The sequence below is a fragment of the Paenibacillus sp. S33 genome, from assembly GCF_053615415.1.
This window is the reverse complement of sequence record NZ_JBSIEZ010000001.1, coordinates 2,089,548-2,113,655: the sequence shown is the minus strand read 5'-3', so window position 1 is coordinate 2,113,655 and position 24,108 is coordinate 2,089,548. Positions and strand designations below refer to the sequence as shown.

The window sequence follows — 24,108 nt, the reverse complement described above, 5'->3', positions numbered from 1 at the left end:
AACTATTCTCAATAAAATATACCTGTAGCTTTCCTTCCTGTCAACCTGCACATATGAATTCAGTCCCGCACTCTTACCTTTGAATAAGCTCTTACTCGTTTAAAATGCGCCTATTAAATGGTCCGTAACAACTGCCTTTTCGTCAGTTAATTGTACAGAAATCATGTCAAAGCGGATTGGAGCTTCTCCAATCCCGTTCATGTGCAAATATACAGCGGCTGTTTGGCGAACTTGGGCTATTTTACGCGCAGTAACTGATTCTGCTGGCGTTCCATACTTGGAGCTACTTCGACTACGTACCTCAATAAACACGAGTGTATGCTCCTGCTTGGCAATCAGATCTATTTCACCACTGCGGCATCGCCAATTACGCTCTATGATACGGTAACCCAAGTTTTCTAAAAACAAAGCCGCTGCCTCTTCGCCCATCGCTCCTTTGGCTTTCCGTTGATCCTTGCCTCCAGCCTTCATTTCATTCGACATCACCAGTCATCCTTTGATGCAAGCCTATCCATTTGATATATATAGGTAAGCACCTCTGCCACCAACTGATAGAGCTCAGCAGGAATTTGTTCGTCCAAATCGAGTTTGGATAGTACTTCAACCAGCGCGGCATCCTCCTGTACTGGAACACCATGTTCTTTAGCTTTTTCTAAAATGCTATCCGCAATACGGCCGCTCCCTTTGGCAACGACAATCGGTGCTTCGCTCTCACCAGGCGTATATTTAAGGGCGACCGCCTTCTTTATGGAAGGAGAAGGAGGTTCCAACGGCTCTTTCATATTTTAAGATCGACTCCTTTATACGGCTGAGGCACATAGCTTTGTACTTCAGAAGAGGCGAGACTGTTCTGTTCAGTCCTTATGGGCATAGGCTCGGTACGAAGCGATAGAAGTTGGTATCCTAGTGACTCCAACGCTGTGTGAATGGACTCACGCCCACTGGTTAACAACGAAGCCGCCCATTCATGATCATTATGGAGCTTAACACTTACAATCCGATCTACAACCTGGACATCTACCAGGGTCGCTCCAAGTCCCTTCATGTCCAAATCAAACCAAAGACGACAGTTGGAGGCGTCCAGCTCTCCACGTTTGCCGCGGCGGGACTGAATCTGGATCGTAGCTGTTTCACGACCGTCCGGTCCAACGAACGGTATAAACATGTGTACTTGGGCAAAAGGCGCCGTTCGGTCTGTGTTGAGCAGCAACTGCTGACCTGTCAGGTGCTGTACAACCTGCTGAGCCGCCTCTTTCAAAGCGGGCGGCAGATCGTCACTGCTCATCAGCTGGAGCAGCGCCCCTTTTACGGTGTCTGCGTCTGCTGACACCGTGTCCCCAGACGCAGCCGCTAATCCCGGCAGCGTCTGGGGCATTCCCTCTGGCGGCTCCATACGTGCCGCCGCCCCTTGCGCGACCTGTGTAGTCGCGCGGTGTACTTGCTGCTCGTGCTCTGCACCAAGCAGCTTCAGTACGCGGCCCACCCACGGGTCCTCCGTGGGGGTGAGCTGCGGGCTGGACGCCGCAGGCTGCGATGCAGCCGCGTCTGCGGCCCGCGATGCAGCCGCGTCTGCGGCCCGCGAGGCGCCAGCCATTGGCTGCGCCACTTCCGTTGCGGGCTGCTCCGGCGCAGCTGTGCTCAGTGCGGGCGGCACCGCCGCGCGTAGCTCTTGCAGCAACGTGCGCAGCCGCTGGAGCGGCACCTCTGGCGCAGCAGTGTTACCTGCTGTAGATTGCGGCACAGGGGCACCAGCCTGCTGTGCAGTGGGACGGTCAGCCGTGGCCGCGGTTAAGGCTGTCTTTGCCCCCGTAGGCTCTGCCGTGGCAGTTGCTGGAGCACCATCCGCATCCTTAAGCTGTGTGCTTGCCGCAGTAGCTTGCTGTGACTGTGACTGCTCCACTCTGGTGCGAGGACCGTTTAATGCATCAGCACCCGATTCTGGAGCATTCACGCTAGCTTCCGATGCCACTGTCGCTCCGCGTCCATTGACTGTCTCCGCTTCTCCTGGAGCAGTCCCTTTGGCTGCAGATGTAGCTCCCGTCACAGTATCTGAATCTGTTGCTAAAACACTCGCTTCACTCACTGCAGCAGCAAGGTTGGCTGCTTGAGTCCCTTTTAACAATTCCTTGCCGCCTGTGGTTTGTCCAGCTTCTGCCTGCTTTGCAGCGGTAGAAGCATCCTTGGACAGTATGGGAGCTTGGCCTTCCTGTCCATCTACAACCACCACGGAAGAAGCACCTGTTGGACTAGTAGGCATTCGATCAGCGCTCTTTATAGCTGTTGATTCCCCCACTGAACGGTCAGTGGATATTCCCTGTCCTTGCTGCTTTAATACCGCTTCAAGCTCTTGCTCCAGCGAAGACAACAGATCATTTAAAGGAGGCCCAAACATCGCTTGACGCAATCCATTTATGCTTTCTGCCGTCAATGGAAGTCCCCGCTGAAAGGCAACTGCCGCCGCCTGTACAAACGTTCCCAATTGTACATTGCCGCTTTGCTTCGCCACAGCTTCTCGCAAAGACGCAGCATTTTCCGATGTCAACGGCACACCGTTCTTTTGCATTGCCTGTATAAGATCCCTGTTCTGAGCTGTATCCGGCAGTCCCACCGATTCCAATACATCTGTCAGCGCTACGGTTTGCTGTGGTGTATTGGCCACATCGTTCAGAGGCTTAAGCACCGTCATTCCGCTGGGGGAAGCTGGTTGAACCTGAAACGTTGTAGTCTGTCCAGGTTGAAGAGGGGTCTCCAGCTTTGCCCTGACCTGAGAACCTTGTATTTGCAACACAGCTTCGCTGCCGTCCTCAGACACCTTTAGCACGACTCCTCGTACAACCTGACCTGGCTGCATATCAAGTTTTTTAGCCTCTCCAGCCTTCACATCTCCAAGTAATCCACGAAATACAGATCCGATGTTCATATCGCCCCTCCTCTCACTCTCCCCCATTCAAAGGGGCTTTGGTATTAGTTATACTTTATATCGGCATTATCCCGATTCATAATAAGTAACTACAGATCAAACAGCGTCGGTTGCTCCGTCAACAAATTGCCCAGAAAGCTGCGTCTATGCATCTTTGTAGGTCCTAGCGCCAAAATTTGTTCCCTGTGTAACTTGGTAGCGTAACCTTTATGTATACCGATCCCATATTCCGGATACTTCGCATCCCATTCACCTTTGCACAGCCGATCACGGGTTACCTTGGCGATGATAGAGGCCGCCGCAATAGACTGACTGTTGGCATCTCCTTTAATAATTGAGAGTTGAGGAATAGGCACATCTACCTTTTCTGCATCCACCAGTAAATAATCAGGAGACACATGTAAAGCCTCAATAGCCTGCTTCATAGCCAAACGAGCTGCTTGCTTAATATTGATATCATCAATCGTCTGCGCGTCTACATAGCCAACTCCTACTGCAATGGCCTTTTCCATAATTAGCTCGTAGTATGCTTCTCTCTTCTTGTCCGTCAATTTTTTGGAATCATCCACACCTTCCAGTAACTCACCCACTGGTAAAATGACTGCTGCGGCCACAACATCACCAAACAGGCATCCACGACCTACCTCGTCAATACCTGCAATCCGCTCACAAGACTGCTCCCAGCATTTTTTTTCATAATGTAGCATGTCCTTCACTACATTCTCTTTATCTTCCATATTCAATACCTGCCCATCTATATGTAGTTTAACGCGTCATTCATGCCGTAGCTCTAGCGATTGAATTCAGCTTACCACAGACCTTCATCGTCCAAAACCCTTTTTTAACTGCCTTCAAATACCAAAAAAACCTTCCTCCTCTCCGGAGAGATGGGGAAGGTTCTTCCTTGCCACAAAATGCTATGTTCTCTATCGGTGTACCAGTAGAATCAGTAAGGAGCTTCCAAACTGAACCGTCCCAGCTTCCCTGCACGCAACTCACGCAAAATGATTTTTGACGCCTTTTCGAGATCCACACGTCCGCCGCTAACAATACAGCCACGTTTACGTCCGATCGCTTCCATGACGTTGACAATTTCATCAGGATTTTCTGTATCTTCAGGACGTTCGGTGAGCTCAAAGCGCTCTGCCAGTGCGTCCCAATAGTACTGAACCAAATATTTAGTCGCAAAAAAGGCAATATCCTCGACATTCAGAATTTCTTCCTTGATCGCACCTGTAACTGCCAGACGATAGCCTACATTCTGATCCTCAAATTTAGGCCATAGAATCCCTGGTGTATCCAGCAATTCAATTTCTCCAATCTTGATCCACTGCTGTGCCTTCGTTACCCCTGGACGGTCACCCGTAGCTGCAATATTACGTCCCGCCATTCGGTTGATCAGTGTCGATTTGCCGACATTCGGAATACCAACAATCAACCCACGCATAGGACGCGGGTTCATTCCCTTCCTAATCTGCCGATCTATCTTTTCCTTAAGCAGCAGCTTGGCCTGAATCGGAATTTCTTTTAGTCCCGTCCCAGTTGTGGCATCCACCGGAAGGGCCACATGCCCCTGCTCCTTAAAATAGGCAATCCATTGCTGTGATACTACCGGGTCCGCCAAATCTGCTTTATTCAAAATAATCATTCGCGGCTTGCCTTGCAAAATATCATCAATCATTGGATTTCGGCTAGAGAGCGGCAATCGAGCATCAATCAGCTCAATGACCAAATCAATTAACTTTAATTTTGCTTCAATTTGGCGGCGCGCTCTGGTCATATGACCAGGAAACCATTGAATCGTCACCGTCATCACCCCATTGATCGTAACTCCTACTTTTACCCTTAGGCTCTTAGTTAGGATTACGGCAGCTATGCTGCTTATTAGTTATTCTAGTGGTTAATCCACTGCATATCTTTTGCCGGCCAGAAAATAACGTCAGCCCGACCTACAACTTCCTTCAAATCAATATATCCAATCATCCGACTGTCTGTACTATTGGAACGGTTATCTCCCATTACAAAAATATGCCCCGCCGGAACTTTTCCATCCTTAAATTTCTCATTTGGAAAATTTGTAAACTTATTGTAAAGCTCACCATTTTGATGCGCTTCTTCTAAAGGAGCTTTCAAGTAAGATTCCTGAATCGGCTTACCATTTACTGTAATCGTGTCACCTTCTACCTTGACCGTATCTCCTTCAACGGCAATGACGCGTTTGATAAAGTCTCTTCCTTCCTCCGGCACATGAAACACGATCACTTCCCCTGGTTTAGGGGCACGGAAATCATACAAAATCTCATTTACAATGACGCGTTCTCCGGTATGAAAGTTAGGCTGCATCGACGGGCCATCCACAATAAACGGCTTAAAGAGAAGCCAGCGGATTAAAAAGACAAGCACTAACGCAATAATGATGGCCTTGAGCCACTCAAAAATCTCATTTTTTGGTTTACGCTTGGGCGTACCATCCTGTTCAGTTGGCTGCTGTACAGCTCCTTGTCCTACTTCTTGCTCCATAGCTCACTGTCCTCTCTTTACGGTCAATAATCCACAGTTCCCTATGTACGTAGAAAAAACGAAAGGAGCTTGTAACCAAGCCCCTTTCGTTATTCGTTGTATTAACGACGAATTTCTTTAATTCTCGCTGCTTTACCGCGCAGTTCACGAAGATAATAAAGCTTCGCACGACGCACTTTACCACGGCGAGCCACGTCGATTTTATCGATTTTTGGGGAATGAAGCGGGAAAGTTCTTTCCACACCTACACCGTAAGAAATTTTACGAACTGTAAAAGTCTCACTGATTCCACCACCACGGCGTTTAATGACAACACCTTCAAACAACTGGATACGCTCACGAGTTCCCTCAATAACTTTCACGTGCACTTTCAAAGTGTCACCAGGACGAAAGTTAGGCAAATCTTTACGCAGTTGTTCTTCAGTGATCGCTTGGACGATATTCATCTATGACTCCCTCCTTCCGTACAGGTGTTCATGCTTCTTCTGGAAACACAACCGTTTCCTTCATCATCCACAGAGGACCACCGTATTACACACAACAAATGTATTGTATCATGGAGGATACCGCATTGCAACAACAAAAAGGGATTTGACCAAACATTATTTAATTGACTCCATTATAAAACAGGTCACTGCCTGCTTTCAAATCCACTCATGCCTAAGACGCTTTATTGTTTATCCCCCAAACAGTCAGATTTGCGCTGCTCCTCAACCCACACGCGCTCCTTGCCTGTCAGTTCAACCTGTTCCAACAGGTCTGGTCGGCGTTCCATCGTGCGACGTAACGCCTCTTGGCGTCTCCAAGAATCAATATTGACGTGATGCCCTGACAGGAGTACATCAGGAACTTTCCAGCCCCGAAACTCCGCAGGCCGGGTATAATGGGGGTACTCCAGCAGCCCGGTACTAAACGAGTCCGTTACCGCACTCGTTTCGTTCCCCAGCACTCCTGGTAGTAACCGTGTCACACTGTCAATGACGGCCATGGCTGGGAGCTCACCACCAGTCAACACATAGTCTCCGATAGAAAGCTCATCCGTCACCAAATGCTCTCGAATACGCTCATCATAACCCTCATAATGCCCACATATAAAAATAAGATGGTCCTCTTTGGCCAGCTCTTCCGCTTTCTTTTGCGTAAAAGTCTCGCCTTGTGGACACATCAAAATGATACGCGGAGATTTTATGTCTGTGTTACGTTCTATCCCTTCATGTTGAATAACTTCATCGGCAGTTTCTAATGTTGATTCCTCAGATTTATCCAACAGCGCTTCCACGGCAGCAAAAATAGGGTCAGGCTTCAAAACCATGCCGCCCCCACCGCCATAGGGCGTATCATCCACTTGTCCATGCTTGTTGCCGGCATACTGACGAAAATTAACCGCTTGCAGTGATACAATTCCCTTATCCCTTGCTTTTCCCAGAATGCTTGCATTAAATACTCCATCAAACATCTCTGGAAACAGGGTCAGCACATCTACCCGCATTACAGCAGACCTTCCATCAACCGTACCGTAACCCGTTTTTCGCGCACGTTTACATCCAAAATAACATCCTCTATATACGGCAATAGCAGTTCCTTGCCTTTAGGCATTTTGACTACCCATACATCATTGGCTCCCGGAGTCAAAATTTCTTTGACCACGCCGAGCTCATTTCCGTCTTCGGTCACCACTTCCATGCCGACTACTTCATGAAAATAGAATTCATTTTCTTCCAATTCGCCTAACCGCTCAGCAGATACCTTCAACAAAGTACCTTTATATTTTTCAACTTCATTGATATTGTGATATTCCTTAAATTTAGCGACAACCATATTTTTTTGAAAACGCGCAGTTTCAATAGTTACGGGAATCGGGGCTTTACCTTCAGCCGGAACAATCAAAAGTTCACTACCTTTAGCAAAGCGATCCTCTGGGAAATCTGTCGTCGTTAATATTTTAAGCTCCCCACGGATTCCATGGGTGTTCACAATTTTTCCGACATTAAACAATTGTTGCATCGTGTTCCTCCTGCTTGTAATCGGTCCCGCTCCATATCATCTTCATCATGTACGAAAAAGGGTTAGGACATACATCCTAACCCACTTTCGTATATCTTTAAGATATGATGTCTACGGTAACCCGTTTATCCATCTTAACGGCTGCTGATGCAACCACAGTGCGAAGCGCCTTGGCGATACGACCTTGCTTACCAATGATTTTGCCTACATCCTCAGGATGCACACTAAGCTCATATACAACAAGCCGATCCTTCTCCAAGGTCTTCACGGTTACATCTTCCGGATGATCGACTAAAGCCTTAGCAATGATTATCACTAATTCTTCCATGGTTGACCCTCCGTATCAGCACCTTATTTCTGTAGTTTAGACTCATGAAACTTTTTCATTACGCCCGCTTTGCTAAGCAAGTTACGGACTGTGTCGGATGCTTGTGCACCATCTTGCAACCATTTCAGCGCTTTATCTTCATCAATTTTTACAACCGCTGGTACTGTGATTGGGTTGTAGTAACCGATTTCTTCGATAAAACGACCGTCACGCGGGGAACGAGAATCAGATACCACGACGCGATAGAAAGGAGCTTTATGTGCACCCATACGTTTCAGACGAATACGAACTGCCACGAAAATTCACCTCCTTCAAAAAGTAGACTGTATATTGTTATCCCATAATTCCAAGGGCCTATTGGCCTTAGCGGAAAGGAAACTTCATACCTTTACCCATACTCTTCAACTGCTTCATAGCCTTGTTTTTGCCACCCTTAGGTCCCATCATATCTGAGAACTGCTTCATCATACGACGCATTTCGTCAAATTGCTTTATCAGACGATTTACCTCAGCCAGCGATGTTCCACTGCCTACAGAAATACGTTTGCGTCGGCTATGATTAATCATGTCTGGGTTTTGCTTTTCCTGTGTGGTCATAGAATGAACGATAGCCTCAATCCGGCCCATCTGTTTGTCATCCACTTTGATATCTTTCATTTGCTTCATGTTGCCCATACCGGGAATCATATCAAGAATCTGGTCGATTGGGCCAAGCTTCTTAACTTGATCCATTTGCTCCAGAAAATCTTCAAAAGTAAACTCGGCATTACGCATTTTCCGTTCCATTTCCTTCGCCTTATCGGCGTCGATATTGGACTGCGCTTTTTCAATCAGGGACAACATGTCACCCATGCCTAAAATCCGTGAAGCCATCCGTTCAGGATGAAACGGCTCCATCGCATCCAGCTTTTCACCCAATGTAGCAAACTTGATCGGACATCCCGTCACAGCCTTGACCGATAAAGCTGCACCACCACGAGTGTCACCATCCAGCTTCGTCAGTACAACTCCCGTTAACTCCAAGCTATTATTAAAGTGCTCCGCAACGTTAACCGCGTCCTGCCCCGTCATGCTATCTACAACCAGTAGAACTTCATCCGGGTTGACGTTGGTATGAATCTGGCGCAACTCTTCCATGAGCTCTTCATCAACATGAAGACGACCAGCAGTATCTATAATAACGTAGTCATTACCATTATCCTTAGCATGCTGCAAACCCTGTTTTGCAATTTCTACCGGGCTTGTCTGATCTCCCAGTGTAAATACAGGAGTATTAATCTGCTCACCAAGAACCTGAAGCTGCTTGATCGCGGCTGGTCTATAAATATCACCAGCTACAAGCAATGGACGATGATTTTGCTTTTGCAGCAATTTCGCCAGTTTACCAGACGTCGTCGTCTTACCTGCGCCCTGGAGACCCACCATCATAATGACCGTAGGCGGTTTGTTTGCTTTGGCAAGCTTTGCCTGACTGCCACCCATCAACTCTGTCAGTTCTTTGTTCACGATGTCGATGATGACCATGCCTGGCGTAAAGCTGTCCATCACTTCCTTACCAACGGATTTCTCCTTTACCTTGGCAATAAAGTCCTTTACAACCTTGAAGTTAACGTCCGCCTCAAGCAAAGCTAATCGTACTTCACGCATCGCCTGAGCTACATCCTCCTCAGACACTTTTCCTTTACCGCGCAGTTTACTGAATACATTTTGCAAGCGAGTCGATAATCCTTCAAAAGCCATACTTTCGCACCTCCTTGTCTACCAGGGTTGTTTGTTCTTAATCTATATGTCCTACAGTTCCTGCAGGCGATTTACAATTTGATGAACATGTTGCAGAATGCCTTCATCGGACTCACCGATTTTACCGAATGCCTCATACAACGTCTTATTTAATTCTTCGAGATCTTGGATTCTACGCTCATACTTGCTTAGCAAACCAAGCTTTTCCTCGTACATTTCCAATACCTGTTCAGCACGTTTAATATGTTCATATACTGCCTGACGGCTAATTTGAAATTCCGATGCAATTTCCCCTAAAGAAAAATCATCATGGAAGTAATATTTTAAAAACATCTGTTGCTTCTCTGTAAGCAGAGGTTCATAGAAGTCAAACAGTCGGTTAATCCGGTTTGTCTTTTCCAGCCGATTCTCCTGACTCATCTTGTATACCTCCATCGTCAAGGAAAAACACTTTACAGTTCTTTTCAACGTTCCTTATGATACATAAAAGAAAAGAAGATGTCAAGCGTTATCCCTTGTCATACAAAAAAAAGCCGATCCACTACCCTCAAACGGAAGTACGGATCGGCTTTTTGCCCACTCTTACTTAAACCCTTACTGGAGTAAGATACAGCAGAACAGCCAGAAAATGAAGTATGCTACCTGCTAAAACAAACAGATGCCAGATCGCATGGTGATATGGAAATGCCCGCCACACATAGAAAATCGTGCCCAACGTATACATAAGACCACCTACGAACAATAACGTCATCCCTCCGGCGGGAACAGTCGCAACCAGAGGATTCCAGGCAATGGTGATGAGCCAGCCCATCACAATGTAAAACACGGTAGACATAAACAGGAAGCGCTTGGTGAAGAACGCCTTGAACAACACACCAAACAGTGCAATCCCCCAAATCACTCCAAACAGTGTCCATCCCAGAGTACCTCGCAGTGCAACGAGCATAAACGGGGTGTAGCTACCTGCAATGAACAGGTAAATGCAAGAATGATCGAATATTTCGAACAAATCCTTCATTTTCCCTTCACGCAGGCTATGAAGCAACGTTGAATTGGTGTACAACAGCAACATCGTAATCCCGTAAATCGTAAAGCTGACGACATGCCAAGTGGTTCCTTTCAAGCTAGCAAAAACAATGAGTAACACAAGCGCTGCCACGCTTAAAACGGCTCCAATTCCATGTGTAATGGCGTTGGCTACTTCTTCCCGTCGGGAGTAGGTATAGGTGTTTGCCATCGGTTTTTCACCCGGCTTCCTTATTTATATTTTACATACAACATACATTACATATACGGCATCGACAGACCTCTTGCTTTCATTATACATCCGGGCGAACTTGAGCAGCAACAGGATGGCTACTTAGTCCCAAACGTAGCATGAAAGCCTACTTTAAACGTATCAGTTTTGCTCTTCCTCGTCTGCAGCAGTTGCTTCGACGGTCTCTTCCTGAATCAACCCCGCAAACAACGCATGAACGAATTGCTCGGAATCAAACGGTTGAAGATCATTCACTTTTTCACCTAAGCCCACCAGCTTAACAGGCAAATTCAGCTCCTGACGGATGGCCACAACAATCCCGCCCTTCGCTGTACCATCCAACTTCGTTAGTACCAGCCCGGTTACACCGCTTTTCTCACCAAACAGCTTGGCTTGGTTAAGTGCATTTTGTCCAGTCGTCGCATCAAGTACCAACAACACTTCATGAGGAGCATCTGGAATTTCGCGTTGGATCACGCGGAAAATTTTGTTCAGTTCCTCCATCAGATTGCTTTTATTCTGAAGACGTCCAGCGGTATCACACAACAAAACATCCACTTGACGCTGCTTGGCAGCCTGTACGGCATCAAACATAACCGCAGCCGGATCGGAACCGGATTGCTGCTTAATAACCTCTACACCTGCCCGTTCGCCCCATACCTCCAACTGTTCAATCGCACCCGCCCGGAACGTATCTCCGGCAGCCAACAATACTTTTTTGCCCTCTTGTTTAAAACGGTGAGCTAACTTGCCAATGGTTGTCGTTTTGCCGACGCCATTGACTCCCACGAATAGAATGACTGTAATCCCTTCAGCGCTCATTTTGAGCTGACTATTGTCATTCCCCCGCAGCAACTCGGACAGCTTTTCCGACAATACAGGCTGTAATTCCGATGCGTCCTCAATTTTGCGCTTTTTCACTTCTTCTCGCAGGTCTTCAATGAGGTTCATAACCGTGTTGACGCCTACGTCCGCTCCGATCAGAATTTCTTCCAGTTCCTCATAAAATTCCTCATCAATCTTTTTACGGCGAATCATCAAGTCCGTTACTTTTTCAACAAAACCTTTACGTGTTTTTTCCAAACCATCTTTGAACTGTTTTGTGACAGATTCAGTTTTGTTTGCAATGCTTTCCTTCAATTTCCTAAAGAAACTCATGGATTCCCTCCGTTGGTCTGAAAGTATGTTATTTAATGTCAGGCAATCTCAGCTTCATCGTTGTCCAGCTTGACAGATACGAGTTTGGAAACCCCGCCTTCCTCCATCGTAACCCCGTACAGCACATCAGATTCTTCCATTGTGCCCTTACGGTGTGTGACTACAATGAACTGTGTCTGCTCCGAGAATTCCCGTAAATACTGGGCAAAACGCACCACGTTTGCTTCGTCCAATGCAGCCTCTACTTCATCGAGTACACAGAATGGAACAGGTTTAACGTGTAAAATGGCAAATAGTAACGCCATCGCTGTTAACGCGCGCTCACCGCCCGACAGCAGCTGCAAGTTTTGCAGTTTTTTGCCCGGTGGCTGAGCTACGATGTCAATTCCCGTCTCCAATAAGCGTTCCGGGTCAAGCAGCACAAGATCAGCACGTCCGCCTCCGAACAGCTTGGAGAATACCGTTCCAAATTCACGCCGAATAGCATCGAACGTAGTCTTAAAGCGTTTGGACATTTCTTCATCCATTTCACGAATAACTTGATAAAGCGTTGTCTTGGCCTCCACCAAATCAGACTTTTGCTCATCAAGAAACGTATAACGCTCATGCACACGCTGGTATTCTTCAATGGCGCCCAGATTCACCTCACCCAACGCGGAAATACCCCGTTTGAGCCTCTCTACCTCACTCTGCGTACCTTCAATATCTTCCGGTATAGGGTAACGCTGCTTGGCTAACTCATAGCTGAGTTCATAATCATCACTTAATTTTTTCAGAACGTTTTCCAGTTCCACATCAAGCCGATTTACTCCAATTTCCGTTTGACGAAGCAACTCCTCCACTGACTTGAGCTGAATTCGCTGTTCTTTCGTGTCATTCTCAGCCACTTCAAGCTTTTTGGACAAGCTGCTGCGTGCAGCCCGCTTGAATTCTAGTTGCTGTGCGGCTTCTTCTTTTTTCAAACGGTATTGATTGAGATTTTCAATCTGTTTCACGGTCTCCTGCTCATTGGTCAGCAAATCTGCTTCGATGGAAGCAAGCAAGGTCTTGTTTTGTCTCGAATCCTTACCAAGAGTATCATAATCCCCACGCAATCTGCGCAGCTGCTCTTCCAATGAAAAGCGCTCCTGGTCCAGCTTTCCTTCTCTTACCTTGAGATTCGTGAGCTCTCCCTGCAGCTGCTCTTTGGCAGATTCGTTGGCTTTACGGGCAAATTCGGCAGCATGAATGGCCTGATGCGTTTTCTTTTCTTCTTCCTCCAGCGCAGTCAACTTTATCAACGCTTCTTCACGGGAAGTTTCCAGTTCCTTGATTTCCTGATCAAAGCCCTTTTTCTCCTGACCAGACGCAGCGACCTGCTCTAGAACATGACGAAGTTCATGCTCCAATTGCTTGAGCTCCATTGCCATCTGCTGCTCTTCGCCGCGCTTCACATCGCCGCCGTGACGAAGCTCGTCCAGACGGGTCTGTGTCTCCTCCAACTGGCGTTTGGTATCTATTGCACTCTGGCGCAACCTTGCAATTTGCTGCTCCGTATCTACAATGTCTTGATCCAACTGATCCAGCTGACGTTTGCGTCCAAGCAGATTAGCATTTTTCTTGAACTGGCTTCCCCCAGTCATGGAACCCCCTGCATTGACAACATCGCCTTCCAAAGTGACCACGCGGTATCTATATTGGCAACGGGCCGCAATACGGTTTGCATCTTCCAACGTACGGGCAATGACCACATTCCCCAAGAGACTGCCTACAATTCCGGCATATCGATCATCATACTGAACAAGATCTGCACCGATTCCGACAAAGCCTTCGGCTCCTTCTGCAATTTGGCGTTCTCCTGCACCGATTTGACGCGGACGAATAACATCCATAGGCAAAAATGTCGCTCTGCCCAGTTGACGTTGCTTTAGAAAACTGATCGCCTGTCTGGATACGGATTCATTTTCCATCACGATATGCTGAACTGAAGCACCCAAAGCGGTTTCCATCGCCTGCTCTAAATGCTCAGGCACCCGAATCAGCTCCGCTACCGCTCCATGCACACCATGCAAAGTTTCTTTTCGTGCAGCCTTCAATACCTCTTTAACTCCAAGCATGAAGCCGTCAAAGTCATCCTGCATTTCCTTCATTGTATCTCGCCGTGAAATTTGAGCCTCACGTTTTTGTTCCCATTTACGAACCGTACCCTGGTTTTCTTCCAGTAGTTTTTGCAGGGCCTGGTACTTTTCACTTCCTTGAATATAGCCACTGCGCAAACTACTGATTTCCTGCCCCAGCTTCTGAATGGCAGCTTCCAATCCCTTTTTGCGCTGTTCAAGTTGTACTTTCTGGGCTTCCCATTTGCCGGATTCGTCACTTACGCGAGTCACACGCCGTTCTAATGCTTCCTTCTGCTGGTCCGTATAACGAATTTCGTTACGCGCCTGTGCCATCTGATTCATCAGCTCCAGCAGACCACCCTTTAGGCTTTCTTCCTGCTCCTGGCTAATTCCGCCTGTAACACCAATCAGTTTGGCCTCTTCGTCAGACAGACGCGCACGCAGCTCGTCAAGCTCTACATTCAGCGCAGACAGCTTTTCGTTCAACTGATCCAATTCACTCCTGCGCTCGGAATGCCGTGATTCGCTTGTGCTAAGTGATAAGATCAATTGTTCCCGATTAGCCTCCAGATTGCGTGTGCGCTCTTTGAGCAATTCGCCGTAGCCTTCACTTTTCTCCGTCGCTTCACTGTATTGCAGCAGATCCCTTTGCAACTGCTCTACTTGCTCTTCCAGCTGGCGCAATTCGTTGCGGTCGCTTTCCAGCATCGCATCATGTCGGGACACCACCGTAGACAACTGAAGCTGCTCCTGCTGCAACAGAGCTAGTTTGGAAGTCGCATCGCTCCACGAAGTATGAATTTGTTCAATTTGATGGACGTACATTGAAATTTCTTTTGATTTCAATTCACCGCGCAGCTCTTTAAAATGAATCGCTTTTTCAGACTGCTCCTTAAGCGGTCCAATCTGATCCTCCAGTTCACTAACCAAATCGTGAATACGCAGCAAATTTTGCTCCGTCTCATCCAGCTTGCGAACCGCATCTTTTTTACGCGACTTATATTTTACGATACCCGAAGCTTCCTCAAAAATACCTCGACGATCCTCAGATCGGGTACTCAGAATTTCTTCAATGCGTCCCTGCCCAATAATTGAATAAGCTTCTTTACCAATGCCTGTATCCATAAACAGCTCTGTAATATCTCGGAGTCTGCATGATTGCCGATTAATGAAATATTCACTATCCCCACTTCGATGTACACGTCGCGTTACCGTGACCTCACCAAAATCCAGAGGCAACGCCTGATCTTCATTATCCAACGTAAGCGATACTTCACCGTAATTAACAGCCTTACGAGCATCACTACCCGCAAAAATAATGTCCTCCATTTTGCCGCCACGCAGTGATTTGGCACTCTGTTCGCCCAGCACCCAACGAATTCCGTCGGAAATATTACTTTTTCCGCTTCCGTTGGGTCCGACGACTGCCGTAATGCCGCGGACAAATTCCATTTCCGTTTTATCTGCAAACGATTTGAAGCCCGCCAGCTCAATGCGCTTTAAAAACATGCTCAATCTCACCTCTAACATTTCAAATATGCTTGTACAACACCGTATACCTGATTGATATGAATTATCCCTATTGTAGCATAAACTAGCTTGTATAAAGCACAGTACCGACACTCACATTACACCAGCAAAGCCACGAAAAAAGAGCAAAACGCAGTCCATTCGCCATTACGGGCCGGGACTCCCCGCGGACTGCCCTTTGCTCTTACTTTGTGCCCCCTGCTTGCGTAACCCGTCCGGGCTGCTCAGGTACCGATTACGATTCCGCCAGCTTCAAACGGTTTAAAGCTACTGCCGCCGCTTGCTGCTCAGCTTCTTTTTTGGAGCGTCCCGTACCTGCCCCTAGCCGTTCGCTGTCCATATATACCTCGGCTACAAACTCGCGCTCATGGGCTGGTCCGCGCTCCTCTACAATCTTGTATTCAAGCATCCCCATGTTATGATGCTGCGTCAGTTCCTGAAGCTCTGTTTTGAAATCACTCATCTGAAGCTTTCCGTTTAATACAATTTGAGGAAAAATATAACGTTCCAGAAACGACCGGACGGCCTCCAGACCCTGATCCAAATAAAGCGCACCTACGAACGCTTCGAACACATCAGCCAACAGAGCCGGACGAGTACGTCCACCTGTCAACTCTTCACCTTTTCCAAGCAGTACATATTGCCCGAACTCAAGCCCGACAGCAAATTTCACCAGCGAAGGCTCACAGACAATAGCTGCACGCAACTTGGTGAGTTCGCCTTCGGGTCGGTTAGGGTACTGATTGTACAATTGCTCGGACACCGTCAGTTCCAGAACAGCGTCACCTAAAAATTCAAGACGCTCATTGTCTGCATGCTGACTGAACCGATGTTCGTTTACGTAGGAAGCGTGCGTAAAGGCCTGCTTCAGAAGCTGCCGATTGTTGAATTGAATATGAAGTTTCTGCTGTAATTGCTTCAAGTCTCCACTCAACGAACTGACCCCTTATGCTTCATATTTTTTTAGAATAACCGTAGCATTGTGACCGCCAAAACCAAAGGAATTGGACATAACCACATTCAGTTCCGCTTTTCTCGGCTTATTAGGTACATAATCAAGATCGCATGCCGGGTCTTGATTATCCAAATTAATCGTTGGCGGAATCGTCTGATGCTGAAGGGCGAGACCACAGATCACGGCTTCAACGCCGCCCGCTGCACCCAATAAATGCCCTGTCATCGACTTGGTTGAGCTGATCGCTACCTTATAGGCATGCTCTCCAAGCGTTTTCTTAACTGCTTCCGTTTCGGATTTATCACCGACTGGTGTAGATGTACCATGTGCATTGATATAATCAATCTCTTCAGGATTCAATCCAGCATCACGGATAGCCATTCTAATGCAGCGTGCCGCTCCCTCTGGATCAGGCTCCGTCATATGATGGGCATCGCCAGAAAGACCGTAGCCAATCACTTCACCGTAAATACGCGCACCACGCTTCAAAGCATGATCCAACGATTCCAGAATAAGAACACCAGAGCCTTCGCCCATAACAAACCCGTCTCTTTCGGTATCAAAAGGACGACTTGCCTTTTGAGGCTCGTCATTACGCGTAGACATCGCTCGCATGGAACAAAATCCAGCCATACCAATCGGACGAATAGTGGCCTCAGCTCCTCCGCAAATCATGGCGTCTGCGTCACCGCGCTGAATCATGCGGAAGGAATCGCCAATAGCATGACTGCCCGTGGCACATGCCGTAACTGGTGATGTATTAGGGCCTTTAGCACCGAGTGAAATCGATACTTGACCGGAACCCATATTAGCAATCATCATCGGGATGAAGAAAGGGCTTACGCGTTTAGGTCCTTTTTCAATCAGTGCGTTGTGCTGATCTTCCCAAGTTCCCAATCCGCCAATACCGGAACCGACAGATACACCAACACGCTCAGCGTCCGCATTTTCTCCGATTACAAGTCCGCTGTCCTCAAGCGCCAACTTACTAGCAGCAACCGCAAACTGCACAAAGCGGTCCATTTTACGCGCATCCTTACGTTCAATATAATCCTCTGGATTAAAATCTTTAATGGAAGCGGCTATTTTCGTAGTGTACTCACTTGTATCGAAAGCTTCGATTTCACTGACGCCGGATTTTCCAGCCATCAGATTATCCCATAGTGTGTTCAAATCCTGTCCCAGCGAAGTGATTACACCCATTCCTGTTATGACAACACGTTGTTTCAAAGATAATCACCTCTATGTCTACTGCATATTGTATTTTAAGACCGCACACTCTTGTGCGTAAAAATAATATAGAATCAACTAAAGTTAGTAATGCCGCATACTTCTCAGCCTTTGACTAAGTGAAGCTGAGCCAAACTCAAAAACACGCGGCAATTCCGTCTTTAGTTCAATCTGTATAATTAGGAGAAAGTCCCGCCTGTAACAGAACGGGACTTTTGATGACATGAATTAGGTATGAGATTGTATGTACTTCACAACTTCACCTACAGTTGTAATTTTCTCTGCATCTTCATCAGAGATTTCCATATCAAACTCATCTTCCAATTCCATTACCAATTCAACTACATCGAGAGAATCAGCGCCTAAATCATCTTTAAAAGATGCTTCAAGTGTAACTTCGGCTTCGTCGGCTCCCAAACGGTCAACGACAATGCGTTTTACGCGCTCCAATACATCGGACATCCGGCTCACCTCCTCTTAGGTATTATACGAAAATTACAATTAAAATGCCATAGAAGAGAGTTTTCATTGACAACTCTTCATCGGGGCATGCGGATTGGCAACATGCTACTACATATACATGCCGCCATCCACATGCAAAGTCTGGCCCGTCATATATGAGGAAGCATCCGAGGCCAAGAACAGCACCACGTCAGCAATTTCCTCAGGCCGTCCAAGACGGGCCAGCGGTATACCGCTAAGCATATTGTCACGCAAATCATCAGCCAGTACCTGCGTCATCTCAGTATCGATGAATCCAGGAGCCACACAGTTCACTGTAATACCTCTCGACGCAAGCTCTCGAGCAGAGGATTTGGTAAGACCAATTACCCCTGCTTTAGCAGCAACGTAGTTGGCTTGTCCTGCGTTGCCAAGTACACCGACCACGGAGGAGATATTGATAATTCGGCCAGAACGCTGCTTCATCATTGGACGTGTTGCCGCCTTAAGACAATTAAACACACCCTTCAGATTCGTTTCGATCACCTGATCGAATTCCTCTTCCTTCATGCGCATGATTAAATTATCTCTTGTTATGCCGGCATTATTCACCAGGATGTCAATCTTGCCCCAAGCGCCAATCACATCCTTGATCAACTGATCTGCTTCGTCAGCGCGACCGACATTAGCCTGAACTGTAATAGCCTCTACACCTTTGGCACGAATCTGCTCTGCTACCTCAGTCGCAGCCGCTTCACTACCAGCATAGTTTACTGCCACATTAGCGCCTGCTTCAGCCAGCGCCAGCGCGATACTACGGCCAATTCCGCGCGACGCTCCCGTAACGAGCGCCGTTTTTCCACTCAATGGCTTAGACATCATAGTCCCCCCTTGCAAGTATATAACCCGTTAAGGCAATGATTATACTTTTAACGGGCCTCCAAGGCTTCCGTTACAGAAGCAAACGACTCCAGGCTGCTTATATTATACAGCTTAACCGTTTTGTCGATTTTTTTAACCAGTCCAGTCAAAACACTTCCCGGTCCAAACTCAACAAAGGTGTCAACACCTTGTTCTAGTAGCCATGTTACACTGTCTTCCCACAGTACCGGAGAATAGACCTGATCCACCAACAGTTGGCGGATTTCGCTCCCCTCACGTACAGGTTTAGCTGTTACATTGGCAACAACCGGAATCTGAGCTTTCGAGAAATTCACAGCCCCCAACTTGCCGGAGAGCTTGGTCGCTGCTTCCTTCATCAATGATGAGTGGAAAGGACCGCTAACCTCCAGAGTAATAGCGCGCTTGCCTCCTGCTTCCTTCACACGTTCAGCGACAGCAGCTACGCCCTCCTTCGTACCAGATACAACAATTTGTCCGGGACAATTGATGTTGGCTAGTTCGACCAGTTGACCAGACTCCGTAATATCTCGGCACAATGCTGCCAATGCTTCACGATCAGCTCCCAACACAGCAGCCATCCCGCCTTGCCCATCAGGAATGGCCTGCTCCATGAACTCGCCACGTGTACGAACGATCTCAACCGCATCCTCAAATGCGAGGACACCGGAAGCGACTAGCGCGCTGTATTCTCCTAGACTGTGTCCAGCCACATAATCGGGATGAATGCCCATTTTTTCCTTGAACGCTTCATACAACGCAATGCTCGCCGTTAACAGTGCAGGCTGCGTATTGGATGTTTGCTTCAAAGCTGTGTCCGGCCCTTCAAAAATCAGTGCGCTTAGTGCGAACCCTAACCGTTCGTCCGCTTGGCGAAATACTTCTGTTGCAGCTGGAACTGCTTCATAAGCATCTTTAGCCATACCTACAGCTTGTGAACCCTGACCGGGAAATATAAATGCCGTTTTGCCCATCGTGTATGCACCTCTCTGTATCCAATGCTTGTCCTGTAAAACACTACACAAATTCAATATTATATCAAAACTTCCAACTCATTACCAGACAAGAACCGACGCTCCCCAGGTCAAGCCACCGCCAAAGCCCACCATTAATACACGGTCGCCTTCCTTCATGCGGCCTTCCTCAGCTGCTTCCACAAGAGCGAGAGGGATTGATGCTGCAGATGTATTCGCATATTTATGAACATTAACAACTACCTTTTCCTCTGGTAAATCCAGACGTTGCATCGCCGATTGGATGATGCGAATATTGGCTTGATGCGGAACGAACAGATCAATATCATCTTTGGACAGCCCTGCTTTTTCCAACACATCAACCGTTGCCGTTCCCATAACACGAACCGCGAACTTGAACACTTCGCGTCCGTTCATGTAAATATAGTGCTGTTTATTTTCCAGTGTGTCTGCACTCGCAGGCAAACGCGAGCCTCCTGCTTCCAACTTGAGTAAGCTGCCTCCGGCACCTTCAGCCCCGAGATCAAAGGATTGGAATCCTCTACCTTCAGGCACTTCGCCAATCACTACAGCTCCTGCACCATCTCCGAATAGAACACAGGTATTGCGGTCGGTATAATCTGTAATCCGAGAAAGACAGTCTGCCCCAATGATTAATGCATTATTATAAATACCTGTCTTAATGAAGCTCGTTGCCGTAGCCAGTCCGTATACAAAACCCGAGCATGCCGCAGACAAATCGAAAGCTGCTGCGCCTTTGGCTCCCAATTTGTCCTGAAGAATGCAGGCAGTTGACGGAAACGCCATATCCGGTGTAACCGTAGCTACAATAATTAAATCCAGATCCTGTGCCGTCATACCCGCGGACTCCAACGCCTTAATTGCTGCTTCATAAGCTAAATCAGATGTAGCCTGTTCTGGAGCCGCAATATGGCGCTCCTGAATCCCTGTACGGCTGACAATCCATTCATCACTCGTTTCTACGATTGCTTCCAAATCTTTATTGGTCAGAATTTTCTCAGGTACGTATTTCCCTGTTCCGATAACACCAACCGGCCGTAATTTATTCATATCGTCACTCACTTCCTGCTGATTTCCTTAGATATACTTTCCACCAACCGGTTTTGCAAGGCCGTACGAGCCTGCCTTACCGCGTTTTTGACGGCAACGCCGTCAGACGAACCGTGACTTTTCAGGACGAGTCCACTCAAACCCAGCAAAGGAGCCCCGCCATGCTCTTTATAATCCAATTTACCTTTCAGACTGCGAAGCTCAGGCATAATCAAAGCTGCCGCAAGCTTGGTCTTCAAGGATTTGGTGAATTGCTCTTTTAAGAGAGAAAATATGGCTCCGGCTGTACCCTCCAGTGATTTTAGCATGATATTTCCAGCAAATCCATCACACACCAGTACATCGCAATTCCCGGTTAACACATCTCTCGATTCAACATTACCCACAAAATTGACAGGTAATTGCTCAATAAGTGGAAATGCCAACTTCGTCAGTTCATTGCCCTTCCCAGCTTCAGTCCCCACATTCAGCAGACCCACCCTTGGAGAAGTCACACCGTGAACTTTCTGACGATACAGACTCCCCATCAGTGCATACTGGGCAAGATGCTCAGGCTTGGCATCCATATTGGCTCCCAAGTCAAGCGCCAGAATACCCTGATCATCAATCGTTGGTATCATCGGCGCGAGAGCCGGACGTTCAATGCCTTCCATTCTTCCAACCACCAGCAACCCTGTGGTCATTAGCGCGCCTGTATTACCTGCGGATATCATGGCATCCGCTTCGCCTTCTCTGACCATTCGACCAGCCACGACCATCGAAGCATCCTTTTTACGGCGCACTGCCTTTACAGGCTCGTCCTGCGCATCTATCGTTTCGGATGCATGGCGAATGCTGAGGTTCGTCGGCAACGCCCTACCGTTCAGAACCGATTCAATTCGTTCCCGGTCACCAACCAGCGTAATGTCCGTATCCTTCCATTCCGCCGCCGCAGATAGCGCGCCCTCTACCGTCGCCTCAGGAGCATTATCTCCCCCCATGGCATCAATGGCGATCCGCATGCTGACTTCCTCCTTCGCTATACTCTTCCTCCGTGGAGCGATAAATGACAAAGTTGCCTTGGAACACCATTTCTTCTCCTACGTAGGCAAAGACTTCCACTTTAGCCTTCCCTTTTTGTTCTGGATTGGAGCGTACATATGCCTTGGCAATGCACTTCTCACCTAAATGAACCGGGCGGACAAAGCGTATATCCGCTGACGCGGTCAATGCTATCTCATCATTAATCACAGCAACGGCCAATGAATTGGCCTGGGCAAATACATAATGCCCCCGCGCAATGCCAGTACGCGAAAAAATATGTTCCTCTTTAATCTCAAAAATCGAAATACCGCTTCGATCCAACTGTAGATCAACGATATCCCCGATCACTTCATGCAAAGGCAAGGAACGAACCTGGTCGTAGGAGCGCTCAGCCATCAGCTTTAGCCGTTCCCGCAATTCCGGGATTCCCAGTTCCATCCGGTCCAGCCGAATAGTCTGAATACTTACCTTCAGCTGTCTTGTCAATTCCTGATCCGTTACGAACGGATTATCATCAATTAATTGAGTCAGCCGCTGCTGTCTCTGTCTCTTCGGCAAACGTTCGATGTCAGTGACGCCTCCTTTCTCTACAATAAACTGTCGTTCAGACGACAGTTTGGGTTACTTTACTTCACTTTCTAACGGCGAGACTTCAAGCCGATTTGTCTTCTTGTATGTATAAAGGAACCCCTTCGGCCCTTCTTTCTTAGAACCTGGTACTAAAACAGTATATAGCATGCTGACGTAAAAAGGAAGCATGCAGACAAAAAAAGTAGCGCCTCACTGAAGTGAAGCGCTACTTTTTCTGCGAAGATTCCAAAGAATCCGCTTATCGGACATTATTGAGAGATGATCTCTCTAGCTTTGTACGTTCCGCAAACTTTGCACACATGGTGAGCAAGTTTCAATTCGCCGCATTCGGAGCATTTCACCATACCTGGTACTGCCAGTTTAAAGTGAGTACGACGTTTGTCGCGACGAGTTTTGGATGTTCTCCGTTGAGGTACTGCCATTCTTCCCACCTCCTTAACCAGATCAACCCCGCATAACGGGTATGACTTCTTATCTCATTCAAGACTGAAAGAAAATGCTAGAAGCAATTATCTTACAGCCGGTGAATCAAGCCTGCAACATCCACGCATCGGTTCAGTAACTCTCCGGCACAAGCGGATGATGATTTTTCAGAATTGAACTCAATTCTCATTTAAAAAAATCCTTAAGCCCTGCCAGACGCGGATCAATCTTTTCCGTATTGCCATCGCTACTGTCATCGGAGCCAATACTCCAGTTTTGTCCGGTCTTTGGTGCGATTCCCTGACAATCCTCACTGCACAAAGGCGCAAACGGCACATGCAGTACAAACAGTTCTTCACAATACGGTGCAATGTCGAAGGAGTCCTCCGTCACTGCGATAAAATCGCCATCTTCATCCTCCTCTTCAACACTCGAAGAGGTTTGCTTGAACCGTTCACGGAATTCAATCTTTAAATCCTCGTGCATCGGGCTTAAACAGCGTGAGCACAGCATGTCCAGACCTGCGGTCAACGTGCCTTCCACGCTCATCAAGCCTTGACCCAGACTAACGGCGACCAAGTCGGTCTCCAGCGGGGAAACGGCCGTAACATCAGCACGATCATCCACCAATTCACTCACATTAAGAGATTCACGGATAGGAAAAGGACCGTCACTTGTTGCTACTTTGCGAAAAAATAGTTGCATCACTATCACTCCAAACAAACAAAAATTATTATACCGACTGATCGAGTCGTTTGTCAACACCTTTCACTTTACACCACTCACAAATCCACCGATTTTCCAATGGTTCGACAAGTTTTATGCAGAAGCAAAAATGCATTGTGCTAAACATGTACTGATGAGTATTCGTACCCCCGCCACTCTTCGTGTACAATAATGCGAGTATAAAGCTTTTTCGTCCAGGTCTCAATGGTCTTGTTCA

General features: G+C 47.4%; 26 protein-coding genes. All 26 read right to left on the bottom strand.

Annotation, left to right across the window (positions count from 1 at the left end; translation table 11 throughout):
• Positions 1–99: 99 nt before the first annotated feature.
• Complete coding sequence (locus ACWGXJ_RS10020) at positions 100–483, bottom strand: YraN family protein (RefSeq protein WP_061831853.1); 384 nt, start codon at positions 481–483, stop codon at positions 100–102.
• Positions 483–782 carry an EscU/YscU/HrcU family type III secretion system export apparatus switch protein gene (locus ACWGXJ_RS10015; protein WP_061831852.1) on the bottom strand — a complete coding sequence of 100 codons (300 nt, stop codon included), beginning with the start codon at positions 780–782 and terminating at the stop codon, positions 483–485. Before ACWGXJ_RS10015 ends, ACWGXJ_RS10020 begins: the two co-directional genes overlap by 1 nt.
• A complete protein-coding gene (locus tag ACWGXJ_RS10010) occupies positions 779–2,920 on the bottom strand; it encodes a DNA ligase (protein ID WP_452566664.1) in 2,142 nt (713 codons plus the stop codon). The genes ACWGXJ_RS10015 and ACWGXJ_RS10010 overlap by 4 nt, the downstream gene beginning before the upstream one ends.
• 89 nt (positions 2,921–3,009) lie before the next feature.
• The gene (locus tag ACWGXJ_RS10005; protein ID WP_081330747.1) at positions 3,010–3,657 is read right to left on the bottom strand and encodes a ribonuclease HII; all 648 of its coding nucleotides are present in this window, start codon (positions 3,655–3,657) and stop codon (positions 3,010–3,012) included.
• 209 nt (positions 3,658–3,866) lie between these two features.
• On the bottom strand, positions 3,867–4,727 hold the full coding sequence (ylqF, locus tag ACWGXJ_RS10000) for a ribosome biogenesis GTPase YlqF (protein WP_023988173.1): 861 nt from the start codon (positions 4,725–4,727) through the stop codon (positions 3,867–3,869).
• Positions 4,728–4,813: 86 nt separating this feature from the next.
• The gene (gene lepB / locus ACWGXJ_RS09995) at positions 4,814–5,440 is read right to left on the bottom strand and encodes a signal peptidase I (RefSeq protein WP_061832000.1); all 627 of its coding nucleotides are present in this window, start codon (positions 5,438–5,440) and stop codon (positions 4,814–4,816) included.
• A 101-nt stretch (positions 5,441–5,541) separates the two neighbouring features.
• On the bottom strand, positions 5,542–5,886 hold the full coding sequence (gene rplS / locus ACWGXJ_RS09990) for a 50S ribosomal protein L19 (RefSeq protein ID WP_010346403.1): 345 nt from the start codon (positions 5,884–5,886) through the stop codon (positions 5,542–5,544).
• 224 nt (positions 5,887–6,110) lie between these two features.
• On the bottom strand, positions 6,111–6,929 hold the full coding sequence (trmD, locus tag ACWGXJ_RS09985; protein ID WP_061832001.1) for a tRNA (guanosine(37)-N1)-methyltransferase TrmD: 819 nt from the start codon (positions 6,927–6,929) through the stop codon (positions 6,111–6,113).
• The gene (gene rimM, locus ACWGXJ_RS09980; RefSeq protein WP_069291714.1) at positions 6,929–7,444 is read right to left on the bottom strand and encodes a ribosome maturation factor RimM; all 516 of its coding nucleotides are present in this window, start codon (positions 7,442–7,444) and stop codon (positions 6,929–6,931) included. Before rimM ends, trmD begins: the two co-directional genes overlap by 1 nt.
• Before the next feature lie 97 nt (positions 7,445–7,541).
• Positions 7,542–7,772 carry a KH domain-containing protein gene (locus ACWGXJ_RS09975; protein WP_013309863.1) on the bottom strand — a complete coding sequence of 77 codons (231 nt, stop codon included), beginning with the start codon at positions 7,770–7,772 and terminating at the stop codon, positions 7,542–7,544.
• Positions 7,773–7,795: 23 nt separating this feature from the next.
• Positions 7,796–8,068, bottom strand: a complete 273-nt coding sequence (gene rpsP / locus ACWGXJ_RS09970; protein WP_013309862.1) for a 30S ribosomal protein S16 — start codon at positions 8,066–8,068, stop codon at positions 7,796–7,798.
• A 67-nt stretch (positions 8,069–8,135) separates the two neighbouring features.
• The gene (gene ffh, locus ACWGXJ_RS09965) at positions 8,136–9,512 is read right to left on the bottom strand and encodes a signal recognition particle protein (RefSeq protein WP_254327919.1); all 1,377 of its coding nucleotides are present in this window, start codon (positions 9,510–9,512) and stop codon (positions 8,136–8,138) included.
• Between the two features lie 51 nt (positions 9,513–9,563).
• A complete protein-coding gene (locus tag ACWGXJ_RS09960; RefSeq protein WP_069291713.1) occupies positions 9,564–9,932 on the bottom strand; it encodes a putative DNA-binding protein in 369 nt (122 codons plus the stop codon).
• A gap of 166 nt (positions 9,933–10,098) precedes the next feature.
• A complete protein-coding gene (trhA, locus tag ACWGXJ_RS09955) occupies positions 10,099–10,749 on the bottom strand; it encodes a PAQR family membrane homeostasis protein TrhA (protein WP_013309859.1) in 651 nt (216 codons plus the stop codon).
• A 162-nt stretch (positions 10,750–10,911) separates the two neighbouring features.
• On the bottom strand, positions 10,912–11,928 hold the full coding sequence (gene ftsY / locus ACWGXJ_RS09950; RefSeq protein WP_254349488.1) for a signal recognition particle-docking protein FtsY: 1,017 nt from the start codon (positions 11,926–11,928) through the stop codon (positions 10,912–10,914).
• Between the two features lie 38 nt (positions 11,929–11,966).
• Complete coding sequence (gene smc / locus ACWGXJ_RS09945) at positions 11,967–15,536, bottom strand: chromosome segregation protein SMC (protein ID WP_452566663.1); 3,570 nt, start codon at positions 15,534–15,536, stop codon at positions 11,967–11,969.
• Between the two features lie 256 nt (positions 15,537–15,792).
• Complete coding sequence (rnc, locus tag ACWGXJ_RS09940) at positions 15,793–16,491, bottom strand: ribonuclease III (RefSeq protein WP_013309856.1); 699 nt, start codon at positions 16,489–16,491, stop codon at positions 15,793–15,795.
• A gap of 12 nt (positions 16,492–16,503) precedes the next feature.
• Entirely contained in the window at positions 16,504–17,742 is a 1,239-nt protein-coding gene (gene fabF / locus ACWGXJ_RS09935; RefSeq protein ID WP_061832008.1) for a beta-ketoacyl-ACP synthase II, read from the bottom strand.
• A gap of 228 nt (positions 17,743–17,970) precedes the next feature.
• Positions 17,971–18,204: an acyl carrier protein gene (locus ACWGXJ_RS09930; RefSeq protein WP_007429985.1), complete on the bottom strand. Its 234-nt coding sequence runs from the start codon at positions 18,202–18,204 to the stop codon at positions 17,971–17,973.
• Positions 18,205–18,312: 108 nt separating this feature from the next.
• Positions 18,313–19,062, bottom strand: coding sequence for a 3-oxoacyl-[acyl-carrier-protein] reductase (gene fabG / locus ACWGXJ_RS09925; RefSeq protein WP_025721716.1), 750 nt, complete (start codon positions 19,060–19,062; stop codon positions 18,313–18,315).
• 50 nt (positions 19,063–19,112) lie between these two features.
• Positions 19,113–20,057: an ACP S-malonyltransferase gene (gene fabD, locus ACWGXJ_RS09920; protein WP_254325842.1), complete on the bottom strand. Its 945-nt coding sequence runs from the start codon at positions 20,055–20,057 to the stop codon at positions 19,113–19,115.
• Between the two features lie 81 nt (positions 20,058–20,138).
• Positions 20,139–21,128 carry a beta-ketoacyl-ACP synthase III gene (locus tag ACWGXJ_RS09915; protein ID WP_069291709.1) on the bottom strand — a complete coding sequence of 330 codons (990 nt, stop codon included), beginning with the start codon at positions 21,126–21,128 and terminating at the stop codon, positions 20,139–20,141.
• 8 nt (positions 21,129–21,136) lie between these two features.
• Positions 21,137–22,129: a phosphate acyltransferase PlsX gene (plsX, locus tag ACWGXJ_RS09910; protein WP_061832012.1), complete on the bottom strand. Its 993-nt coding sequence runs from the start codon at positions 22,127–22,129 to the stop codon at positions 21,137–21,139.
• On the bottom strand, positions 22,113–22,709 hold the full coding sequence (gene fapR / locus ACWGXJ_RS09905; RefSeq protein ID WP_007429980.1) for a transcription factor FapR: 597 nt from the start codon (positions 22,707–22,709) through the stop codon (positions 22,113–22,115). The genes plsX and fapR overlap by 17 nt, the downstream gene beginning before the upstream one ends.
• Before the next feature lie 281 nt (positions 22,710–22,990).
• Positions 22,991–23,164, bottom strand: coding sequence for a 50S ribosomal protein L32 (gene rpmF / locus ACWGXJ_RS09900; protein WP_007429979.1), 174 nt, complete (start codon positions 23,162–23,164; stop codon positions 22,991–22,993).
• 187 nt (positions 23,165–23,351) lie between these two features.
• On the bottom strand, positions 23,352–23,870 hold the full coding sequence (locus ACWGXJ_RS09895; RefSeq protein WP_069291707.1) for a YceD family protein: 519 nt from the start codon (positions 23,868–23,870) through the stop codon (positions 23,352–23,354).
• Positions 23,871–24,108: the final 238 nt, after the last annotated feature.